This is a genomic window from Desulfosarcina sp. (assembly GCF_046496365.1).
Classification (GTDB): domain Bacteria; phylum Desulfobacterota; class Desulfobacteria; order Desulfobacterales; family Desulfosarcinaceae; genus Desulfosarcina.
Genome location: NZ_JAWOHB010000144.1, coordinates 1 through 18,639, shown reverse-complemented (window position 1 = coordinate 18,639; position 18,639 = coordinate 1). Strand labels below are relative to the sequence as shown.

15 protein-coding genes are annotated in these 18,639 nt (G+C 57.6%); 13 read left to right on the top strand and 2 right to left on the bottom strand.

The features are described from left to right. The first annotated feature begins 5 nt into the window (after nucleotides 1–5). From amrS to mnhG, 13 genes are all read left to right on the top strand, one after another. Entirely contained in the window at nucleotides 6–1,019 is a 1,014-nt protein-coding gene (amrS, locus tag R6V78_RS13865) for an AmmeMemoRadiSam system radical SAM enzyme (protein WP_410289962.1), read from the top strand. Between the two features lie 156 nt (nucleotides 1,020–1,175). After that, on the top strand, nucleotides 1,176–2,072 hold the full coding sequence (locus tag R6V78_RS13860; protein WP_410289961.1) for a serine/threonine-protein kinase: 897 nt from the start codon (nucleotides 1,176–1,178) through the stop codon (nucleotides 2,070–2,072). 27 nt (nucleotides 2,073–2,099) lie between these two features. Then, a complete protein-coding gene (locus R6V78_RS13855) occupies nucleotides 2,100–4,601 on the top strand; it encodes a hypothetical protein (RefSeq protein ID WP_410289960.1) in 2,502 nt (833 codons plus the stop codon). 8 nt (nucleotides 4,602–4,609) lie between these two features. Next, entirely contained in the window at nucleotides 4,610–6,409 is a 1,800-nt protein-coding gene (locus tag R6V78_RS13850; RefSeq protein WP_410289959.1) for a putative Na+/H+ antiporter, read from the top strand. Between the two features lie 258 nt (nucleotides 6,410–6,667). Further along, nucleotides 6,668–9,409, top strand: coding sequence for a UPF0182 family protein (locus R6V78_RS13845; protein WP_410290070.1), 2,742 nt, complete (start codon nucleotides 6,668–6,670; stop codon nucleotides 9,407–9,409). A gap of 142 nt (nucleotides 9,410–9,551) precedes the next feature. Continuing rightward, nucleotides 9,552–10,382, top strand: coding sequence for a universal stress protein (locus R6V78_RS13840; protein ID WP_410289958.1), 831 nt, complete (start codon nucleotides 9,552–9,554; stop codon nucleotides 10,380–10,382). A 29-nt stretch (nucleotides 10,383–10,411) separates the two neighbouring features. Next, nucleotides 10,412–12,658 carry a hydrogen gas-evolving membrane-bound hydrogenase subunit E gene (mbhE, locus tag R6V78_RS13835; RefSeq protein ID WP_410289957.1) on the top strand — a complete coding sequence of 749 codons (2,247 nt, stop codon included), beginning with the start codon at nucleotides 10,412–10,414 and terminating at the stop codon, nucleotides 12,656–12,658. 8 nt (nucleotides 12,659–12,666) lie between these two features. After that, nucleotides 12,667–13,077 carry a Na+/H+ antiporter subunit B gene (locus R6V78_RS13830; protein WP_410289956.1) on the top strand — a complete coding sequence of 137 codons (411 nt, stop codon included), beginning with the start codon at nucleotides 12,667–12,669 and terminating at the stop codon, nucleotides 13,075–13,077. A gap of 1 nt (nucleotide 13,078) precedes the next feature. Further along, the gene (locus R6V78_RS13825; RefSeq protein ID WP_410289955.1) at nucleotides 13,079–13,465 is read left to right on the top strand and encodes a Na+/H+ antiporter subunit C; all 387 of its coding nucleotides are present in this window, start codon (nucleotides 13,079–13,081) and stop codon (nucleotides 13,463–13,465) included. Beyond that, nucleotides 13,462–14,961, top strand: a complete 1,500-nt coding sequence (locus R6V78_RS13820) for a Na+/H+ antiporter subunit D (protein WP_410289954.1) — start codon at nucleotides 13,462–13,464, stop codon at nucleotides 14,959–14,961. Before R6V78_RS13825 ends, R6V78_RS13820 begins: the two co-directional genes overlap by 4 nt. After that, nucleotides 14,958–15,431: a Na+/H+ antiporter subunit E gene (locus R6V78_RS13815; RefSeq protein WP_410289953.1), complete on the top strand. Its 474-nt coding sequence runs from the start codon at nucleotides 14,958–14,960 to the stop codon at nucleotides 15,429–15,431. Before R6V78_RS13820 ends, R6V78_RS13815 begins: the two co-directional genes overlap by 4 nt. After that, nucleotides 15,428–15,748, top strand: coding sequence for a monovalent cation/H+ antiporter complex subunit F (locus R6V78_RS13810; protein WP_410289952.1), 321 nt, complete (start codon nucleotides 15,428–15,430; stop codon nucleotides 15,746–15,748). The genes R6V78_RS13815 and R6V78_RS13810 overlap by 4 nt, the downstream gene beginning before the upstream one ends. Continuing rightward, a complete protein-coding gene (gene mnhG / locus R6V78_RS13805; protein WP_410289951.1) occupies nucleotides 15,745–16,119 on the top strand; it encodes a monovalent cation/H(+) antiporter subunit G in 375 nt (124 codons plus the stop codon). The genes R6V78_RS13810 and mnhG overlap by 4 nt, the downstream gene beginning before the upstream one ends. 43 nt (nucleotides 16,120–16,162) lie before the next feature. Here the strand turns inward: mnhG and R6V78_RS13800 are convergent, their stop codons facing one another. Together R6V78_RS13800 and R6V78_RS13795 are read right to left on the bottom strand one after the other, a co-directional pair. Beyond that, on the bottom strand, nucleotides 16,163–18,055 hold the full coding sequence (locus R6V78_RS13800; RefSeq protein ID WP_410289950.1) for a DUF2207 domain-containing protein: 1,893 nt from the start codon (nucleotides 18,053–18,055) through the stop codon (nucleotides 16,163–16,165). Nucleotides 18,056–18,141: 86 nt separating this feature from the next. Next, nucleotides 18,142–18,639 (bottom strand): LemA family protein (locus tag R6V78_RS13795; protein ID WP_410289949.1); only part of this gene is annotated, 498 nt, incomplete at its 5' end.

Below are 18,639 nucleotides of genomic sequence, written 5' to 3'. Positions count from 1 at the left end.
CCCTGATGGAAGCCTGGCTCTACGAAACCATGCAAGGCCAGCGGGTCCGCTGCCGATTGTGCAGTCACATGTGCATCATCGGCAGCGGCAGCCGCGGAATCTGCGGCGTGAGGGAGAACCGGGACGGCGTTCTGGAAACACGCGTGTACGGACGCCTGATCGCTGCCAGCGACGACCCCATTGAGAAAAAGCCGATTTTTCACATGTTGCCCGGCAGCCGTTCTTTTTCCATCGCCACGGTCGGTTGCAATTTCAAGTGCCGGTTCTGCCAGAATGCCGACATCGCTCAAATGCCCGCGGATGCAAACGGCAGGGTGACGGGTGACCCGACCACGCCGCAGCAGGTGGTAGCCGCCGCCCGGCAACGGGGCTGCGCCAGCATCGCCTACACCTATACCGAACCGACCGTTTTTTTTGAGTTTGCCTGTGAAACGGCGCAGCTGGCCAATCGCCATGGGATCAAGAACATATTCGTGACCAATGGTTTCATGAGCGCCGAGGCCCTGGAGCGGGTCAGCCCCTGGCTGGATGCCGCCAACGTGGACCTGAAAGCGTATAATGACGATTTTTACAAACAGCAGTGCGGCGCCCGGCTGGAGCCGGTGAAAGAGACCCTGCGGCGCATGAAACGCCTCAACGTCTGGGTGGAGATAACCACCCTGATCATTCCCGGTCTCAACGACGATCCCGGAGAACTCTCCCGGCTGGCGGCCTTCATCGCCGAGGAGCTGGGCGTCGAAACCCCCTGGCATGTGAGCCGGTTTCACCCAACCTACCGGCTGACGGACCGTGGCTCGACACCGGTGGGTACCCTCCTCAAGGCAAGGGAAATCGGCATTGCCGCCGGGCTTAAGTACGTCTATACAGGTAATATTGCCGGTCAGGGTGGTGAAGACACCTTTTGCCCCGGTTGCGGGGAGACCGTAATTGCCCGCCGAGGGTTTCAGATCACCGACAACCGGGTACGCAACGGCCGGTGCAGCCGCTGCGAAACGATCATCGAAGGCATCGGAATGTAACCAAAAGAAGCCAGGCGCCGGAATTCAGTCCATAAAGCGATCTGATCTTTCGTTCCACCTTCTGGATCCTAAATAAATAGCAAGGCCTCAGATGGACGTGTTTGAATGGGGCGGGGTTAATTTTGCGTAAAGGCTATCGGAGATAATACGCCAACCATGTCAACCATCGGGACGCTCAATCTGGATCACTTGGTCGGTCAGCAGGTGGGCACCTCCGTGCTGTTGAGAAAACTGGGGCACGGTGCCATGTCCGCCGTGTTCGTGGCCTTCCAGAAAACCCTCAAGCGACAGATTGCCGTCAAGGTCCTTCCCAAATCCCTGTTGACCGAAAAAACAGCCGCGTTTTTCCAGCAAGAGGCCGAATCGGCGGCCATCCTGGCGCATCCCCACATCATACCCGTGTATGAGGTGGGCGAAACCACGGAGTTTCTCTTTTTCACCATGCAGCTGGTCAAAGGCCACGAATTGTCCTATTTCATCCGGCGAACCCAGAAGAATATCGTCCCTTCCAAACGGTTTATGCCACTGCAGACGGTCATTTCCCTGATGCTGAAGATCCTCGATGCGCTGGCCTATGCCCACGACAACGACATCGTGCACCGCGACATCAAACCGGACAACATCATGATTGAGGACAACTCCAAACGGCCGTTGATCACCGATTTCGGCGTGGCCCGTGTTTCCCGAACCACGAGCAAGAGTGACCGGCTGCTCCTGGGCACCCCCATCTATATTGCGCCGGAACAGATCCTGTCGGGAACCGTCGACGGCCGTGCGGACATTTACAGTGCCGGAGTGATGATGCTGGAGATGCTCATGTCCACACTGCCCTATCCGCCTTACCGGACGGCCATGGACCTACTCAAGATGAAGCTTGCCTTGAAGGATCGGATCTTTCTGCAGCGGCCATCCCAGGTCCATCCCGTGGCCAACCGGACATTGGATGCGATCCTGTTCAAGGCCCTGGCTTTTGACCGGGATCAGCGCTACCCTTCCTGCCGGGAGTTTGCATCGGAGCTGGAACACTTTTTGAAGAAACCAACCCAGCGATGACACTACCTTCAGCCAGATGAGGACACCATGCCCTTAGACGCCGCCACGAAGAATCAACTCTCCCAATTCGGGCGAACCGTAGCCCTGCTGTTCAATCGCTCCATGATGTACCAACCCGACCACCCGTTTGTGGAACAGTCCATCGACATGTTTTACGATGGCGCCGTCAAGCTGCTCAACATCATCTCTCCGCTGGTCTTTATTCTCAACCGCGAGGAGTTTTTCGTGGATGAGGAGCCTTTGGATCCCCGTCTCAACGTGGGGCGCCTGGTGATGCTGTTCAAAAACAACGGCATTCAATCCATTTCCATGGAGCCTGGTCTAGAACGGCGGGAGATCAAGGTCTTTCTGGAGGTGTTCGGCAACATCAACAAATACGATGGCGCCGAAGGCTTTAAAAAAGCCATATTCGCCCGTGGGGTGACCAGCATCAGGGTCAACCACGTGCGGTATAAAAAAGTGACCGACGATGATGAGGTGATCTCCAAGGATGCACTCAAAGATCTGACCCCCCAGATGATGGCTGCCGAAGATGAGGCCAAGACGCGCAAGATGTTCATGGACACCCTGCTGGAAAGCGTGCTCACCGAAGAGTTTGCCAAAACCCTGAACATCGAATCCCTCATGGCCAATCCTGGTGCCGTCTCCAGAAACATGATCCAGGCCGATCTGGCGGTTGTCCCGGGCGGGGGCAAGGGTTCGGGCGGCGGCGGTTCCGGCACTGGCGGGTCAGGTTCCGGGATCGGAACTGGCGCCATCACTGGTGGCGGTGGACCAGGACCTGGTGATGGCTTGGGAACAGGCCCGGGCGGAATGGGTGGAATCGGTCCGGACGGGGGCGGCGCCGGCGGAGCCATCTCTGGAGACGGAGAAGGCGGCGGATCTGGACCGGGCGGCGGCGGTGGCCCCGGCCCGGGACCGGGTGGCGCAGGAGCGGGCGGCAGGACGGACCCCCTTGACGGTTCAGGGGCCGGTGAAGGTGGCGCCGGCGGATCGGGAACAGGGAGCCACGGCAACCTGCTTTTTCAACAACTGGAGGTAATGCGCATCGAGGTGGAAAAGCACCTCGCCGGCAAAGACGATGTGGCCATTGCCGATCTGGCCGGTGCCGTCTTCGATATGAAGAAGCAACTGCTCGAGGGCATCGAGGCCCAGAAAGCGTTGGGCGTCGCCTATGAAAACGAAGCAGCCATTCTGGAAAATGCCAACGAACTTACCGACCGCGTATTGATCCAGTTGGTACGAGACGAATACCAGCAAGGCAAGATCACACCTGCACGAATGGCCCAGCTTCTCCGGCGGCTCGTGCCCGAAGCTGCCGAACTCAAACGGCTGCTGCCGAAAATTAAATCGGCCCTGCTGGATGAAGGCATGTCCCACACCCAGTACCTGGAGCTGGTGCAGGAGCTCAGCAAGGAGCTGCAGAGCGAAGGTCTGGCCAATATCCTTCAGGAGAGCGGTGAAGAGATCGGTGTGGACGGCGATCAGCTGATCGCTGAATTCAAGCAGAATCCCGAGCAGGCCGCCCAGCTGATCTACCTGGCCTCCGAAATCCGCAAGGGCACCGGAGATGAGGATGTGCTGGCGGACATTCTGGCCGGCTACGTGGAGCAGATGGGCAGCCAGATGGCCATGGATCAGACCCAGGAGAAGGATGACGCGGAACATCTGAAAAAAGTGGTGAGCAGCATCGAGTCCAAGATCGTCCGTCAGTTGGGGAAAATGGATGTGGGCGGGGATGTCATCACCAAACTTGAGGACCGCCTCAACGCCCGAATGGAAACGGTTCTGGAACAAATGCGCGCCGAATGGATCAGGGCCAGGGGGCAGACGGGCGACGGCGGGACCACAGGCCGCCAGAAGGTTCTCAGCGTGCTGCAGACGCTGGAACAGAGCGTCAGTGAGCAGGACGAACTGGGAGAAATTCTCAAGATCGTCCGAAAAAAGGTGGAAGCCGGCGAGTTTGATGAGAACAACTACAAGAAAATCCAGGATGAGATTTCGCTGCAAAAGCAGCTGATCAAGGACAAAGAAGCCAACCGGATCATGCCCACCGGCGTGATCAAGGCCGGTTCAATGGCATTCATCCTGGAAAAGGAGATTGCCCGGGCCAATCGCTATACCTACGACTTTTCCGCCCTGGCCTTTTCCATGGTGCGCATCAAACCCCGCGCAAAGGTACCGGCCGGCGTCATCAACAATGAAATCCTCATGGAAACCGTTCTGGCCAAGCTTTCCGAAACATTTCGCGAAGTGGATATCGTCGGCCAACTGGGCAAGAACACCATCGTGGCGGTCCTGCCGATGATCAACCGCGACGATTCAAAAAAAGCGCTGAACCGGGTGATGAAAGTTCTTCAGGAAGCACCCATCGACGTGAAAGGGGTTCCCATCGATTTCAAATTTGCGGGAATTGCCATTACCTTCGACGGCCAGCACACGCCGGATGCAAAAAGCTTCATGCGGGTGATGTCCGGCCGGTTGCAGGACATGGCCAACCGTTTGAAAAATATTCAGTCTTTAATGTAAACCGAAAAATGCACACCCGAACCGTTTTCTTTTTGTTAGTGGCGCTCACCGTTTGCACAATGGCCATAGCCGCCGGGAATCCGCCGGCCACTGCACCGGTTTTCCCGCCCAGCCTGTCAAGCTACGATGATTCGGATGCGGGCGGCATCGTCGCCATCCTGAGCAGCCGTATCCGACAGGAACCGTTTAACGTGGTGGCGTCGCTCATTTTCCTGTGCGCAATCATCCACACCTTTCTGACCGGCCGATTCATGGTCATTGCCCACCGCTGGGCCCATGACCATGACGAAAAGATAAAAAAGGGATTGGCGCCACGGGATTCGGTACACCACGGCGCCGAACTGTTTCATTTCCTCGGTGAGGTCGAGGCGGTTTTCGGCATCTGGGCCACCATCCTGGTAGGCGCCATTGTACTGTTTTTCGACTGGCCAACGGCCAAGAGCTACATCTTGACCAAGGTGAATTTCACCGAACCGATGTTTGTAGCGGTCATCATGGTCCTGGCCGCCTCGCGCCCGATTCTGAAAGTCTCGGAAGGTTTCATGTGGAAGATCGCCGGCCTGCTGGGTGGCACACTCAACGCCTGGTGGTGGACCATTTTGACCGTGGGCCCCATTCTGGGCTCCTTGATCACCGAACCGGCGGCCATGACCATTAGCGCCATGCTGCTGGCCGAAAAATTCTTCGTGCTCGCCCCTTCGAGAAAATTCAAGTATGCCACCCTTGGTCTGCTCTTCGTCAATATCTCCGTGGGCGGCACACTGACCAGCTATGCGGCGCCTCCTGTGCTGATGGTAGCGGCGCCCTGGCAGTGGGACACCGCCTTCATGCTGACCCATTTCGGCTGGAAAGCGGTATTGGGCATCCTGACGGCCAATCTGAGCTATTTTCTCATGTTTCGCAGTGAGTTGAAAGCGCTGCAGAAGCAGTTTGCCATTCAAACCCTGAAAGATGAAATCCAGCAGCGCTACCTCAAGCGGGTCAACGTGGAAGCGATGATGGACCAGTGCATCGAAAAACTTGAGGATCGTTTCCATTTTGTGGACACCTTTTCCGATCAACTGAAGAACGTCGGCCGGGAACTCACCCGGAACTTAGAGGCCCGGGCCCTGGCGGACCTGAAAGGCAAAGGCGTTGATCCGGACATGGCCCGACGGGCATTCGAGGAGCGCAACCAGGAGATCCAGCTTCGCCGCATGCGCCGGGCCCTGCCCGGCCTCCTCCCACCGGAGGAGCGCCCCCAATTTGTGGATCCGGACTGGGATCACCGGGACGACCCGGTGCCGATTTGGGTGACGCTGGTGCATCTCGCCTTCATGGGCTGGACCATTGTCAATGCCCACTATCCCCCCTTTTTCATCCCCGGGCTGCTTTTTTTCCTGGGGTTTGCCCAGGTGACCGCACCCTACCAGAACCGGCTCAACCTGAAACCGGCGTTGCTGGTGGGCTTTTTCCTGGGCGGCCTGGTGATCCACGGGGGCCTCCAGGGCTGGTGGATCGCGCCGGTGCTGGGCAATCTGACCGAAATTCCTCTGATGCTGGGGGCCACCCTTCTCACGGCCTTCAACGACAATGCGGCGATAACGTTTCTCAGCACCCTGGTACCCGATTTATCACCAGGTATGAAATACGCAGTCGTGTCCGGCGCCGTGGCCGGTGGCGGGCTGACCATCATCGCCAATGCACCCAACCCCGCCGGGTTGAGCATTCTAAAATCTTTTTTCGACGAAGAAGTGTCTCCGGGAGGCATCTTCCTCGCCGCTGCATTGCCAACTGCCATTTTGTGGCTGACGTTTCTAATTTTTTAAGAGATAAAACCATGCGCTTCCCCCGACATTAATGGTATGATAGTTTCGGACCTCGTGCTGATAACTGCGGGCGAAACATCAGGGCGCTGTGTCAAATGAAAAAATGATGCGCGAAGTGGCTCCGCGCCTTCGCGCATGCGGTCATCCGGCAATAGCTTCGCGTCGGTCGGTGCAGTAACCATGCGGGGAAGCCGTGAAGCAATTCAACTGCGATTTTGGCAAACAATTCGGATGTCTTCGGGAAAGGCCTTGGCTGTAATGAAACCCTTGAAAAAAAGAGTACTGGTTCTGGCGGCCGCTCTGATTGTGCTGCTGGCGGCGGTAGCCCTGCTGAAACTGTTTTTTGTCGATTTTTTCGTCGATTTCTGGTGGTTTCAATCCCAGGAAATGAGTGTATATTTCCTGCTGCGATTGGTCTACCGCTACCTGGTATTCGGCTTTTTTGCAGCAGGTTTTTTCTTGATTTTTTACGTCAATTTCTGGATTGCATCGCGGGTTGTCGGTGTCGCCGAAAACACTGCAGACACGCATAAAAAAAACCTGGTCAAAACCTTGCACAACGGGTTGCGGCGCCTTTATCTGCCCCTTTCTTTTCTAATGGCCCTGCCGATCGCCCTGCCCATGTATACCCATTGGGACCAGGCCCTTTTGTTTCTCTTCGGCGGCGACAGCGGGGCGGCCGACCCGCTGCTGGGAAAGGACATCAGTTTCTATCTGTTTTCCCTGCCCGTCTACACCCTGATCCAGAAAGAAGTGCTTGTGGCCTTCATCATTTTGCTGGTGGGTGTGATGTTTCTCTACTGGTACGAAGGCCGCCTGCTGGCCACCCAGGATCAGGAACTGCCGCAGCGGGCGCGCCTGCACGTCAGCCTGCTGGCCCTGATCACCGTGGCCATCATCTGCTGGGGGTTTCTGCTCGAACGATACGGCTTGGTATACGAAACGGCCAATCTGCCGGTCTTTTTCGGCCCGGGCTACGTCGAAATGCGCATCGTTCTGCCATCCATCTGGTTGGCTGCGGTTTTCCTGGCGGCCACCGGCATAGCACTGGTCATCAGTGTCAACCGCAGGGCGGGATGGAAGCTGCCGATGGCTTTCGGCCTGCTGTTCGCGCTGGCTTTCGCAGGAAAACAATCTGATTATTTGACGGATGTCATACGCAAATATATCGTCGCGCCCAATCAGATCGCCCGTGAACGGCCTTTCATCGATGCCAACATCCGATCGACCCTTAGCGCCTATGGGCTCGACGCCGTAGAGAACCAGGACTTCAAGACCCAATCAGAACCTGATTTCGACGCCACCGAACCGGCGCTGGTGCGCCGCCTGCAGAACATTCCCGTCTGGGACCGCGAGATGCTGGGCAGCGTCTTCGAGGAGCTGCAGGGCATTCGAACCTATTACTCGTTTCCGACCATCGATGTGGACCGCTATACCGTCGAAGGCAATTCCCGCCAGGTATATCTGGGGGCCAGGGAAATCCAGTCTTCCAAGTTGCCGGAATCCGCTCAAAACTGGATCAACCTTCACTTGCAATACACCCACGGTCAGGGGGTGGTGATGATTCCGGCAGCCCAGGCCGGAGACGCATTCATGACCTGGTTTATCAAGGATATCCCGCCCCGGTCCGAATTCGGTCTGTCCAGCAACCAGACCTCCATTTATTACGGACTGGAGAACAAACCCTACGTGATCGTCCCCAATGATGCCGGTGAGATCGGCTCTCCTGTCGAGGGGCAAGACGCCATCAATAATTACGACGGTAGCGGCGGGGTGCGGATCGATTCTCTGTGGCGGAAATTACTTTTCGGCATTCATTTCAAGGACCGCAACATCTTTTTCACCTCCAAAACCAACGCGCACAGCCGGATCCTGTTTCGCCGCAACATCATCGATCGGATCGTCCACATCACCCCGTACCTGAAACTCGATCAGGATCCGTACATCGTCATGACAGCCGACGGATTATTCTGGATTCAAGACGGTTACACCACTGCCGACAACTATCCGATGAGCCCTCCGGTGGAAGCGGGCTTCAACTACATCCGCAACGCGGTGAAAATTGTCGTCGACGCCTACCACGGCAAGGTTTCCTATTACATTGCCGACACCGACGATCCGATCATCAACGCCTATCGCCGAATGTATCCGGGGGTTTTCCGTCCGCTGGAAACGATGCCGGAAAACCTGCGCCGACACATCCGTTACCCCCAGGACATGTTTCAAGCTCAGGCTTCCATCTATGCCAAATATCATCAGACGGATCCGGAGCGGTTCTATCGCCAGGAAGACATCTGGGAATTTTCCAAAATTTCTCAGGGACGGGACCTGGTTCCAGCCAACCCTTATTACCTGACCCTGGATCTCCTCGAGTCAGGTCAGGAAGACTTTCTTTTATTCATGCCGTTTTCCCCCTTCGGCCGCGACAACCTGCGGGCGCTGATGATCGCCGGCAGCGATGGAAACAACTATGGTAAAATCTTTGCCTACCGATTTTCCCGGGATCAGCAGGTCTATGGTCCGGCGCAGATCCACTCCCTCGTCAACCAGGATGTCGTCATTTCCGAGCAGTTCACCTTGTGGGACCAGGAGGGCTCCGAGGTGATTCTGGGCAAGATGGTCATCGAGCCCTCAGACGGATCGCTGCTTTACATCCAACCGGTTTACCTGCAGGAGGAGGGCGAGTTGAAGATTCCGCAGTTGAAGCGCCTGATCATGGCCCTGGGCGATGCGGTGGTCATGGCGCCGAGCCTGGAAGAAGCAGCGGTCCAGCTGGAAGCGGAGTTGGCTCGGAAATCGGTCCGCAGCAATCGGATGTTCCCGGAAGCGCTGCCGTCCGATGCATCCGGGAAAAAACCGGTGGACGATACGACACCACTGCCGCCCGCCAAGGCCGGCTCGGAAAAATCATCCACGCAGCCTCAGAAGCCGACGGAAAATCGTGGAACGGGTGAACCGGCCCGGAGTGATCCGGACGCAACCGGCGCTTCGTCTTTGTAAGTGCCGACCCAGCTTCCGGCTTTTTTCTCAGAGAACAGCCCCTGGCCCTTGGCGGACATCTCGCAATGTCCTTAAATTCTTGACATTGATCGAAAAAGGCCACATACATATTCAACCAGGTTGTCCCGAGGAGGTGCGAGCCATGATTAAGAGAATTCTGGTCGGATTGGGCGGAACACCCTTTACAACGGTAAGCACCCAGTGTGCTACCAAACTGGCAAGCCTGCACCAGGCCCAGACCACCGGGGTAACCGTGGTGGACATCGGCAAGCTGGCCAAAGTGGGCCCCGTGCCCGCCGGGGCCGATTTTTATGCCCAGCGCATGCGGGATAGAAAAGCGCAGGTGTCCCGGGAAGGAATTGAACAGGCGATCGATGCGTTCAAAGCCAGCTGCAGCGCCCAAAGCGTGGTGTGCCGACGCATCGAATATGAACAGAAGGATCCCTTCACGGCCATGATCGCCGAAGCCCGCTACAATGATCTGACCATCTTCGGTTTGCGCAGCATCTTCGACTACGGGTTTGTCTCCGATCCGGACAAGGCCATTATCAAACTGGTCACCCAGGGGGTCAGGCCGATCCTGGCGGTAGCCGAAACCGACCGACCCGTCAGGAAAGCGTTAATCGCCTACAGTGGTTCCATGGAATCGGCCAAGGCCATCCGCCATTTCCTGCATTTGAAACTCTGGCCCGATGTCAAGCTTCACATCGTGCATTTCAAGGAAAGGGCCGACAGCGAACCGTTCCTGCTCAGGGACGCTGCCGAATTTTGTCAGGCGCATGGGTTTGAAGTGCAAACCGATCTGCTGGACGGCCAGGCGCGATCGGATCTGCTGCCCTTCGCCCACGATATTGACGCCGATCTGATTGTGATGGGCAACAGCGTCCACAAGACATTGATCAAGCAACTGCTTGGCGACACGGTTCTGGAAACCATCAAATCGGCTGACCTGCCGCTTTTCCTGTCCCAATAACCATGACCATGCCGAAACCGGACAGATCATTGCAGGTCTCTGGAATATGCCGGGCGGGGCTTATTTCCAGCGCTTTTCCCCTGCTCCTGTTTGCCGGACTGTGCACCGTATGGCCCCAGGTTGTTCAGGGAGCGGTTTTTTACACGCACTGGCCCTGGGCACCCAGCTTTGATCTTTACCTGCGGTTTCGCCTTGACGGGCTGAGCCTCCTGTTCGGTCTGATCGTCACCGGTGCTGGTTTTTTGGTGACGCTCTACGCATCCAGTTACATGGCCAGTCACCCGCATACCGGCCGCTTCTTCGTTTTTCTGCATGCCTTCATGCTGGCCATGCTGGGTATCGTCCTGACTGACAACCTGCTCTTGTTGTTCGTCTTCTGGGAGGCCACCACGATCCTTTCCTATCTGCTGATCGGTTTCGAACACGAATCCGCAACCACCCGCGACAATGCCAAACAAGCCATTCTGGTCACGGGAGCCGGCGGTTTGGCCCTGCTGATCGGTATCCTCCTGTTAAAAACAGCCGGGGGTGCATTCACCCTCAGCCAGTGGGCTGCGTCAGACCACCATATCCGGGAGCATGCGCTTTATCCGTTCATTTTGATCGCTTTCATGCTGGGTGCCATGACCAAATCCGCCCAGGTCCCTTTTCATTTCTGGCTGCCCAATGCCATGCGTGCGCCCACCCCCATCAGTGCGTTTCTGCACGCCGCAACCATGGTGAAAGCCGGCATCTATCTGTTGATGCGCGCGCATCCATTGTTGGGCGGAACCCCTGAATGGATGGGCAGCCTGGTGGTCATCGGCGGCGTCACGGCCATATGGGGCGCCATTCAGAGCCTGGGTCACTGCGATCTGAAACGCATGCTGGCCTATACCACCATCATGGCCCTGGGTATATTGACCATGTTCCTGGCCGGCAACAACGCCGCATCCCTGACCGCCGCGACAACGTTTTTGCTGGTTCACGCCCTGTACAAGGCGGCCCTGTTTCTGGCGGTAGGCAGTATTGACCACCAAACCGGAACACGCAGGCTTGATCAGTTGGGCGGACTCTGGCGCGCCATGCCGCTGACCACACTGGCTGTAGCCACCGCAACCATGTCCATGGCCGGTTTTCCCCTTTTTTTTGGTTTTATCGGCAAGGAGATCATGTATCAGGGCGCTATCACCGAAGAGATGTTTCCTTTTTTTGCCACAACCATCGCCCTGGTTTCCAATTCGCTGATGACCGCCGTTGCCGGCGTCATCCTGCTGGGCCCCTTCACCGGCAAACGCCCCGACACCCTCACAACGGTTGCCGAAGCCCCGTGGCCCATGGTGTTCGGACCCGGCATCATGGGGGGCCTGTGCCTGCTGTTCGGCATTATTCCCTGGTGGGTTTCCGCCTATCTGATCGAACCCGCGGTGCACACATTCAACGCAACCGGGGAGGAGATCCACCTGGCCATTTTCCACGGGTTCAATACGCCCCTGCTGCTCAGCATTATCACCCTTACCCTGGGGGCGCTGATCTATCTTTTCCGCAGGGCATTGGGAAATGTTCTGGCCGCCTCTCTGAATCGGCTGCCTGTGACCACCCAACGCATCTATCAAGGCAGTTTGAACCTGTTTCTGAAAACGGCCCATCTCGTCGCCAACCGGCTGCAAAACGGTTCGTTGCATTTCTATCTGTTGACCACCATCGCCGTGTTCACCCTGACCGCGGCCGGTTTTTGGACCTTGAACCGCAATGGTCTTTTTGGGCCGCTGCGAATACCCGACCTGCCGATATCCCAGTGGCTGCTGGTCGTTGTGATGGCCGCGGCCGTCGTCGTGGTGGTCAGGGCCCGATCGAGAATACTGGCTGTGTGCGCACTGGGTATGGTCGGTGGTGGCGTCGCACTGGTTTTTCTGGTCTACGGTGCGCCGGACCTGGCCCTGACGCAGCTTCTGGTTGAAACGTTGACCCTGATCATCGTTTCCATCGTCCTTCTGCGTTTGCCGCCGCTGGATCAAAGACCGCACCCTTCCGGTCCCGCCCGGTGGATAGACGCCCTGGTGGCCGTGGGGACCGGTACGCTGGTGGCCGCGTTGACGCTGGCGGTCACCAGTGGACCGATAGATCGGCAGCTGACAGCCTTTTTTGAGCAGAACAGCTATATCGCCGCCCATGGACGCAACATCGTCAACGTGATCCTGGTCGATTTCCGCAGCCTGGACACCTTGGGTGAAATTGTCGTGGTCGCCACGGCTGGTCTGGCCGGACTGTCCCTGCTTGCCCGGCGAAGGGAGTAACCGAAAACATGCCATCGTTCATACTCCGCGCTGCCAATCGCATTCTGGTCGGATTGATTCTGGTTTATTCGATCCATCTGCTCCTGCGCGGTCACAACGCGCCGGGCGGTGGGTTTTCCGCGGCGCTGGTCGCCGCAACGGCTTTCTCGCTGTTTGCCATTGCCGAAGGACCGCGACCGGTGCGTCAGGCCCTGCGTATCGACCCCCTCGTCTTGATTGCCTGGGGATTGCTGCTGGCCGTCGGTTCAGGCCTTTTGGCCGTCGTCGCCGGCCAGCCGTACCTGACCGGCTTGTGGTGGCCCGCGGATTCCATCAACGGCACACCGGCGGTGGGCTCACCCCTGGTCTTCGATGCGGGCGTCTTTTTGGTGGTGCTGGGCACTATTTTGACACTGGTTCTCCACCTGGAGGAAGATTGACATGGAGACCGTCTTGGCCCTGTTGACCGGTCTGATGCTGGCCGGGAGCATATTTCTGATGCTCGGCAGAAATCTGATCCGTTTCATTTTCGGCCTCGTGCTGGCCAGCAACGCTGTCAACCTGTTGATTTTTACCGCCGGCCGCCTGGACACCTCACGGCCACCACTGATTCCCGATGGTTCACTGCATCCAACGGCCGCAGTTGCCAATAGCCTGCCCCAGGCCTTGATTCTAACTGCAATTGTGATCGGTTTCGCACTGCTGGTTTTCATTTTCATACTTTTCCTCAAAGCCTACCAGCAGTTGGGGACCGTGGACACCGAGGCAATGACCGTTGCCGAATCGATCACCTATAAGGATCCGTCCGAAGAAAGGCAGCAACCATGAGCGGGTGGCTGGCTGCGCCCATTATCATTCCATTTGCTGCCGCCGCCCTATCGCTGCTGGGACGCGGCCAACCCCTGTTCCAGTGCGTCTCGACGATGCTGGCTGCGGCCCTGCATCTGGCAATGGGCGGATGGCTGCTCTACGGCGTTCATCTTAACGGCATTGGGGTGTTGTGCGTGGGAAGCTGGCCGGCACCCTTCGGCATCGCCCTGGTTGCGGACCATCTCAGCGTGCTGATGATTCTGATTACCGGAGTGATTTACGGAGCCGTGGCGGTGTATTCCCGGGCGGATATAGATGCCGACTGCATTGAGCGGGGGTACTATCCGCTGCTGAACATTCTGGTTGGCGGGATCAGCGGCGCATTCCTGACCGGCGACCTGTTCAATCTATACGTCTGGTTCGAAGTCATGCTGATGGCATCGTTTGCCCTGCTGGTACTCGGAAGGCACCGGGCGCAACTGGACGGTGGCGTCAAGTACGTCGTCATTAACCTCATTTCAACCCTGCTGTTTCTGACCGGCCTGGGATTGGTCTACGCCATGACCGGAACACTCAACATGGCTCACCTGCATGTCAAACTCCGCATGGTTTCCGATCCGGGTCTGGCGGCGGTCGTGGCGGTGCTGTTCCTGACCGCCTTCGGCATCAAGTCCGGACTCTTTCCACTGTTTTTCTGGCTGCCGGCGTCATACCACACCCCACCGGTGGCCATTTCGGCCATCTTTTCCGGTCTATTGACCAAGGTGGGCGTTTACGCGCTGATTCGGACCTTCAGCCTGCTTTTTCCGTTGGGGGACAACGGCTTCCGGGAACTGGTGCTGTTGGTGGCGGCGGCCACGATGATTGTCGGCGTACTCGGCGCCGCCGCACATGACAATGTGCGCCGCATCCTCTCTTTTCATATTGTCAGCCAGGTGGGATACATGGTCCTCGGCCTGGGGTTGTTCACGCCACTGGCCGTGGCCGGAGCAATATTTTACATGCTGCACCACATCATCGTAAAGGCCAACCTGTTTTTAATCAGCGGGCTGATTCGGCAGGGGGGCGGCTCCTTCGATCTGTCGCAGACGGGTGGTCTGTACCGCTCCCACGGTCTCGTTGCCGTGCTGTTTTTTATTCCGGCTTTTTCATTGGCCGGGTTTCCACCGCTGTCCGGATTCTGGGCCAAAATGATCTTGATTCGGGCCAGCCTTGAAGCGGGCCAGTTCGTTCTGGCCTGCGTCGCTGCGATCGTCGGCCTGCTGACGGTTTACTCCATGACCAAAATCTGGAGCGAAGGCTTCTGGAAACCGAGACCCGAAAACAGGCTCGCGGAGAGCGCTGCGGAGACATCCATTTCCACCTGGATGCTGGCGCCCGTCGTGGCCATGGCCGCCCTGACCGTCTTCATCGGATTGTCGCCTGAGCCGTTATACCAGGTTGCCCGGCAGGCCGCCGAAGAACTGCTGGACCCGGGGGGCTACGTTTACGCGGTGATAGGGAGTATCCGGTGAATCTGTTCTTCATCAACGTGTTTATCATGCTGGGGTATGCCGGGATACAGGGCCGGGTTACCCTGTCGGGCTTGGTCATCGGCTTTGCCCTCGGATACATGGCCCTGTGGCTCACCCAGCCGTTGTACGGCAGGTCTCGATATTTTCTCCGCGTACCCGGGACCGCATGGCTGCTGGGCTATTTTTTCGTAGAGCTGCTGATTTCCAACCTGCGGGTGTTCTGGGATGTCGTTACGCCCGGGCATATCAGCCGCCCCGGCATCGTCGGCGTTCCCTTGCGCGCTGAAAGCGACATGGAGATCCTCCTGGTAGCCAATATGATTTCACTGACACCCGGTACACTCAGCGTCGATCTGTCCGAGGATCGCCGTACGCTTTTCGTGCACGTCATGTTTCTGGACGATCCGGAACAGTTTCGAAAAAGCATCCAAGACGGATTGGAAAAACGGGTACTAGAGATAACGCGATGATCTTCGACGGCCACACAATCCTTCAGTTGACCAGTCGCCTGACCCTGACCATGTTGATCGTCAGCATCGCACTGGCTTTCATACGATTGGTCCGTGGACCCCAGGCAGCCGACCGAATTGTGTCGCTGGATCTCATTTCAGTGCTGATCGTGGCTTTTTTGGGGGCGTACGCCGTCTATGCCGGGGATACGACTTTTCTCGACTTAGCCATTGCTTACGCCCTGATCGCATTTTTAGGAACCGTGGCCTTGGCGCGGTTTTTAATTCGTTCCCACAGGCGTTCCGGGGAGAAACGGACGAAAAGAAAAGCGTCATGAGCGCAATCATCGCATCCTTCCTATTGATTATCGGCAGCATCTTTTGCCTGGTGGCAGCTCTAGGCATGCTTCGGCTGCCGGACACCCTCATCCGCATGCACGCCGCCACCAAGGCCGGAACCCTGGGTGCGGGGTTCATCCTGGCCGCCGAAGCCATGGCCGCCGGCGAACTGGGTACGACCCTAAAGGCGGTTGCCGTCATCGTCTTTTTATTGCTGACCGCACCGGTGGCCGCGCATCTGATCGGCCGTGCCGCTTACCGCCAGGGCATTCAATTGTTCCATAAAACCTGGATTGACGAACTCGGTCAGACCATTCAAAAAGCACCCGGGGACACGAACCAGGCGGACCCGAAGGTGCGGGAAAAATGACCGGATTGTGTTGAATCTGCAGCCGATCACGGCCGCAGGAATCCTACCACCCCCCTCCCCCTCCGCCGCCGCCGCCACCACCCGACGATCCGCCTCCGCCGCTTCCCGACGACGATCCCGGTGCACTGGACGACGCGGAGACCGCACCGGCGAAGGATCCGCCCAGACTGGCAGCCAGGCCGTTAAAAGGGGTGCTGCCGCTGTACCAGGACAGGGTGGGCCGGTTTCCGGATGCTGGATCGACGGATGCCTTGGCCAGAACATCAGCAAACTGCTCATTCCAGTCGTTTTCCACATCCAGGGCCATGGCATAGGGCAGCAAGGCTTCAAAGTGTTCCGGCGTCCGCTCCGGGGGGTTGAGCAGATTCAAGCGGTCCTTTTCAGCCACAAGCATGTAAAGCTTCAACCCCTCGATTTCGTCCAGCAGCCGTCTGCCGGCCAGGGTCGGCGCCTTGAGCAGGTGGTAGAAAATGATATCGGTGACCACAATACCCAGAAACAGGATCGAGCCGGACGGAGAGATGGCCGTGGCGAGCACGCTGAGGCCCAAGAGTTCGCCGCCGAGGAAAGGCAGCGCAAAGAGGGTGATGCCCATGGCTCCGGCCACTTTCCGGCTGCGCCAGGCGGCGATTACCGTCACACCGAGAAAATAGACCCCGGCGCTCCAACCGGAGAGCCAGACCACCATGAACAGCGCAACGGGCACCTGGGAAGCTGTCAGGATGACCCCTGCCAGGGCCAGCAGAGAGATGACCAGGCCGGGAATGAAAAATCGCGTGTTGCGCAGGAAAAAAAACTTTTCGTATTCGCCGCTAAGGCTGGTGCGCAGGGCTTTCAAGGCCGCACGTATGCGCTGGTGGGACGTGTTTTTCAACAGGATGGAGGGGCGCCCCGGCGGAAAAAGGTGCCTGGCCGCCTTTGCTTCTCCAGACGACAACCGACTGTCATCCCTCGTGGATATTTTTAGTGAATAGGTCTTGTCGCTGCTTTCGGAAATGGTTAAAAACCCCTTCACCGCCATGCTCACCACGGCCAGGGCCAGCGCCTTCTTGTCAAATCCCATCTTGAGCACAAATCGCATGCCCGCCGGCGAGATGCCTTTGGGCGGTGTGTAGCGGGGAATGACAGCGCCTGCGCGCGGGTCGCGCCCCACTTTCCACCAGGCTGCGGCATAGTAGGCGAGCAGAATGACCAGTCCACACAAGGCCGCTGTCAGCCCCCGGTGGTCACCCAGCAGATGACCGATTTTTTCTGCCGTATCCGGCGCGGTCACATGTCCTTTGGGCCAGGCCACGGCGATGGTGAGTCCCTCACGAGGATTGAGGCGGCGTGAGGTGGAAAACCCGAAACCGCCGTCGACCGGGTCGACGGTAAAGTCCTGACCGTCTGCACCAGAAGGGCCGGTATAGGCTGCATACTGGATCACCTCGGCCCCCGGCGGAAGTTGAACCACCACCCGGACGGTTTCGATGACAAAGTCCCACCCGTTACCAGTGACGTTCCAGTACAGTTCGTCGAAATCATCGAAAAACCCGATCTGCCGGTCGGTCCGGTAGACCAGCGTGTAGGTGTATTCGCCTGGCTGTAAAAACATCTCTTTCTTGCCCATGTAAACCCGGATGCCATTGGGCTGCTGTTCAGTGTGATAGGCCTCGGGCCGGTTGTCGCGCAGCACTTCCAAGATCTCGAAGCGAACGTTGACCTGAGTGCCGCGCCTGTTGCCATAACGGCTGGGAAAGTCTCTGAAAATTCCTCGACGGATCTTCTGGCCGGCAGCGACGACGCGAATGGTTTCGGTAACCACGACGTCGCCTTCGGCGAAGACATCGATATGGCTGTCGAAAGAAAGAATTTTTTCCTGTTGCGCCCGGATACCGGCAGGCATGAGAAAAATGCCCACGCAGGCAATCAGGAGAAGGGTTTTGATCGGGTTCACAACAATTCCCTAGAATGTAAGCAGCCGGACATAACGGTCCTAATCTTCCGGTCCTGACACGCAACCCTATTCAGATCAATCTGATATTAAAACGATACCGTCGGCACTGCCCGGTCCGCCGGCTCCTCAATTTCGAAAAAGTCGGCCGGCTGGAAGGCAAACCATCCGGCCACCAGGTTTCCGGGAAAGGACTCGATGGCGGTATTGAGGTTGCGCACGGTGCCGTTGTAGTAGCGCCGGGCCAATTGAATCTGGTCTTCAATATCCGCCAGCTGCCCTTGAAGATCCTGAAAATTCTGGTTGGCCTTGAGTTCGGGGTAGCCTTCAGCCACGGCAAACAGACGAGCCAGTCCGCCGGTCAGGGCACTTTCCACCTGCTGTTTTTGTGAAATATCCCCGGTTTTGAGACTCCGCGAGCGCAGTTGGGTCACTTTTTCCAACAGGTCCCCCTCGTGTCGCATATACCCCCTGACGGTTTCAACCAGGTTGGGAATCAGGTTGGTGCGGCGTTTGAGCTGCACCTCAATGCCGCTCCAGCCCTCCCGGACCATGTTGCGCAGACGAACCAGCCGGTTGTAAAAAAC

Coding starts and splice junctions, on each gene's coding strand:
- R6V78_RS13840 (WP_410289958.1), top strand. CDS start 9,552: ATGATTAAGAGAATTCTGGTCGGATTGGGCGGAACACCCTTTACAACG.
- R6V78_RS13830 (WP_410289956.1), top strand. CDS start 12,667: ATGCCATCGTTCATACTCCGCGCTGCCAATCGCATTCTGGTCGGATTG.
- R6V78_RS13845 (WP_410290070.1), top strand. CDS start 6,668: ATGAAACCCTTGAAAAAAAGAGTACTGGTTCTGGCGGCCGCTCTGATT.
- R6V78_RS13810 (WP_410289952.1), top strand. CDS start 15,428: ATGATCTTCGACGGCCACACAATCCTTCAGTTGACCAGTCGCCTGACC.
- R6V78_RS13820 (WP_410289954.1), top strand. CDS start 13,462: ATGAGCGGGTGGCTGGCTGCGCCCATTATCATTCCATTTGCTGCCGCC.
- R6V78_RS13825 (WP_410289955.1), top strand. CDS start 13,079: ATGGAGACCGTCTTGGCCCTGTTGACCGGTCTGATGCTGGCCGGGAGC.
- amrS (WP_410289962.1), top strand. CDS start 6: ATGGAAGCCTGGCTCTACGAAACCATGCAAGGCCAGCGGGTCCGCTGC.
- R6V78_RS13855 (WP_410289960.1), top strand. CDS start 2,100: ATGCCCTTAGACGCCGCCACGAAGAATCAACTCTCCCAATTCGGGCGA.
- R6V78_RS13860 (WP_410289961.1), top strand. CDS start 1,176: ATGTCAACCATCGGGACGCTCAATCTGGATCACTTGGTCGGTCAGCAG.
- R6V78_RS13850 (WP_410289959.1), top strand. CDS start 4,610: ATGCACACCCGAACCGTTTTCTTTTTGTTAGTGGCGCTCACCGTTTGC.
- mnhG (WP_410289951.1), top strand. CDS start 15,745: ATGAGCGCAATCATCGCATCCTTCCTATTGATTATCGGCAGCATCTTT.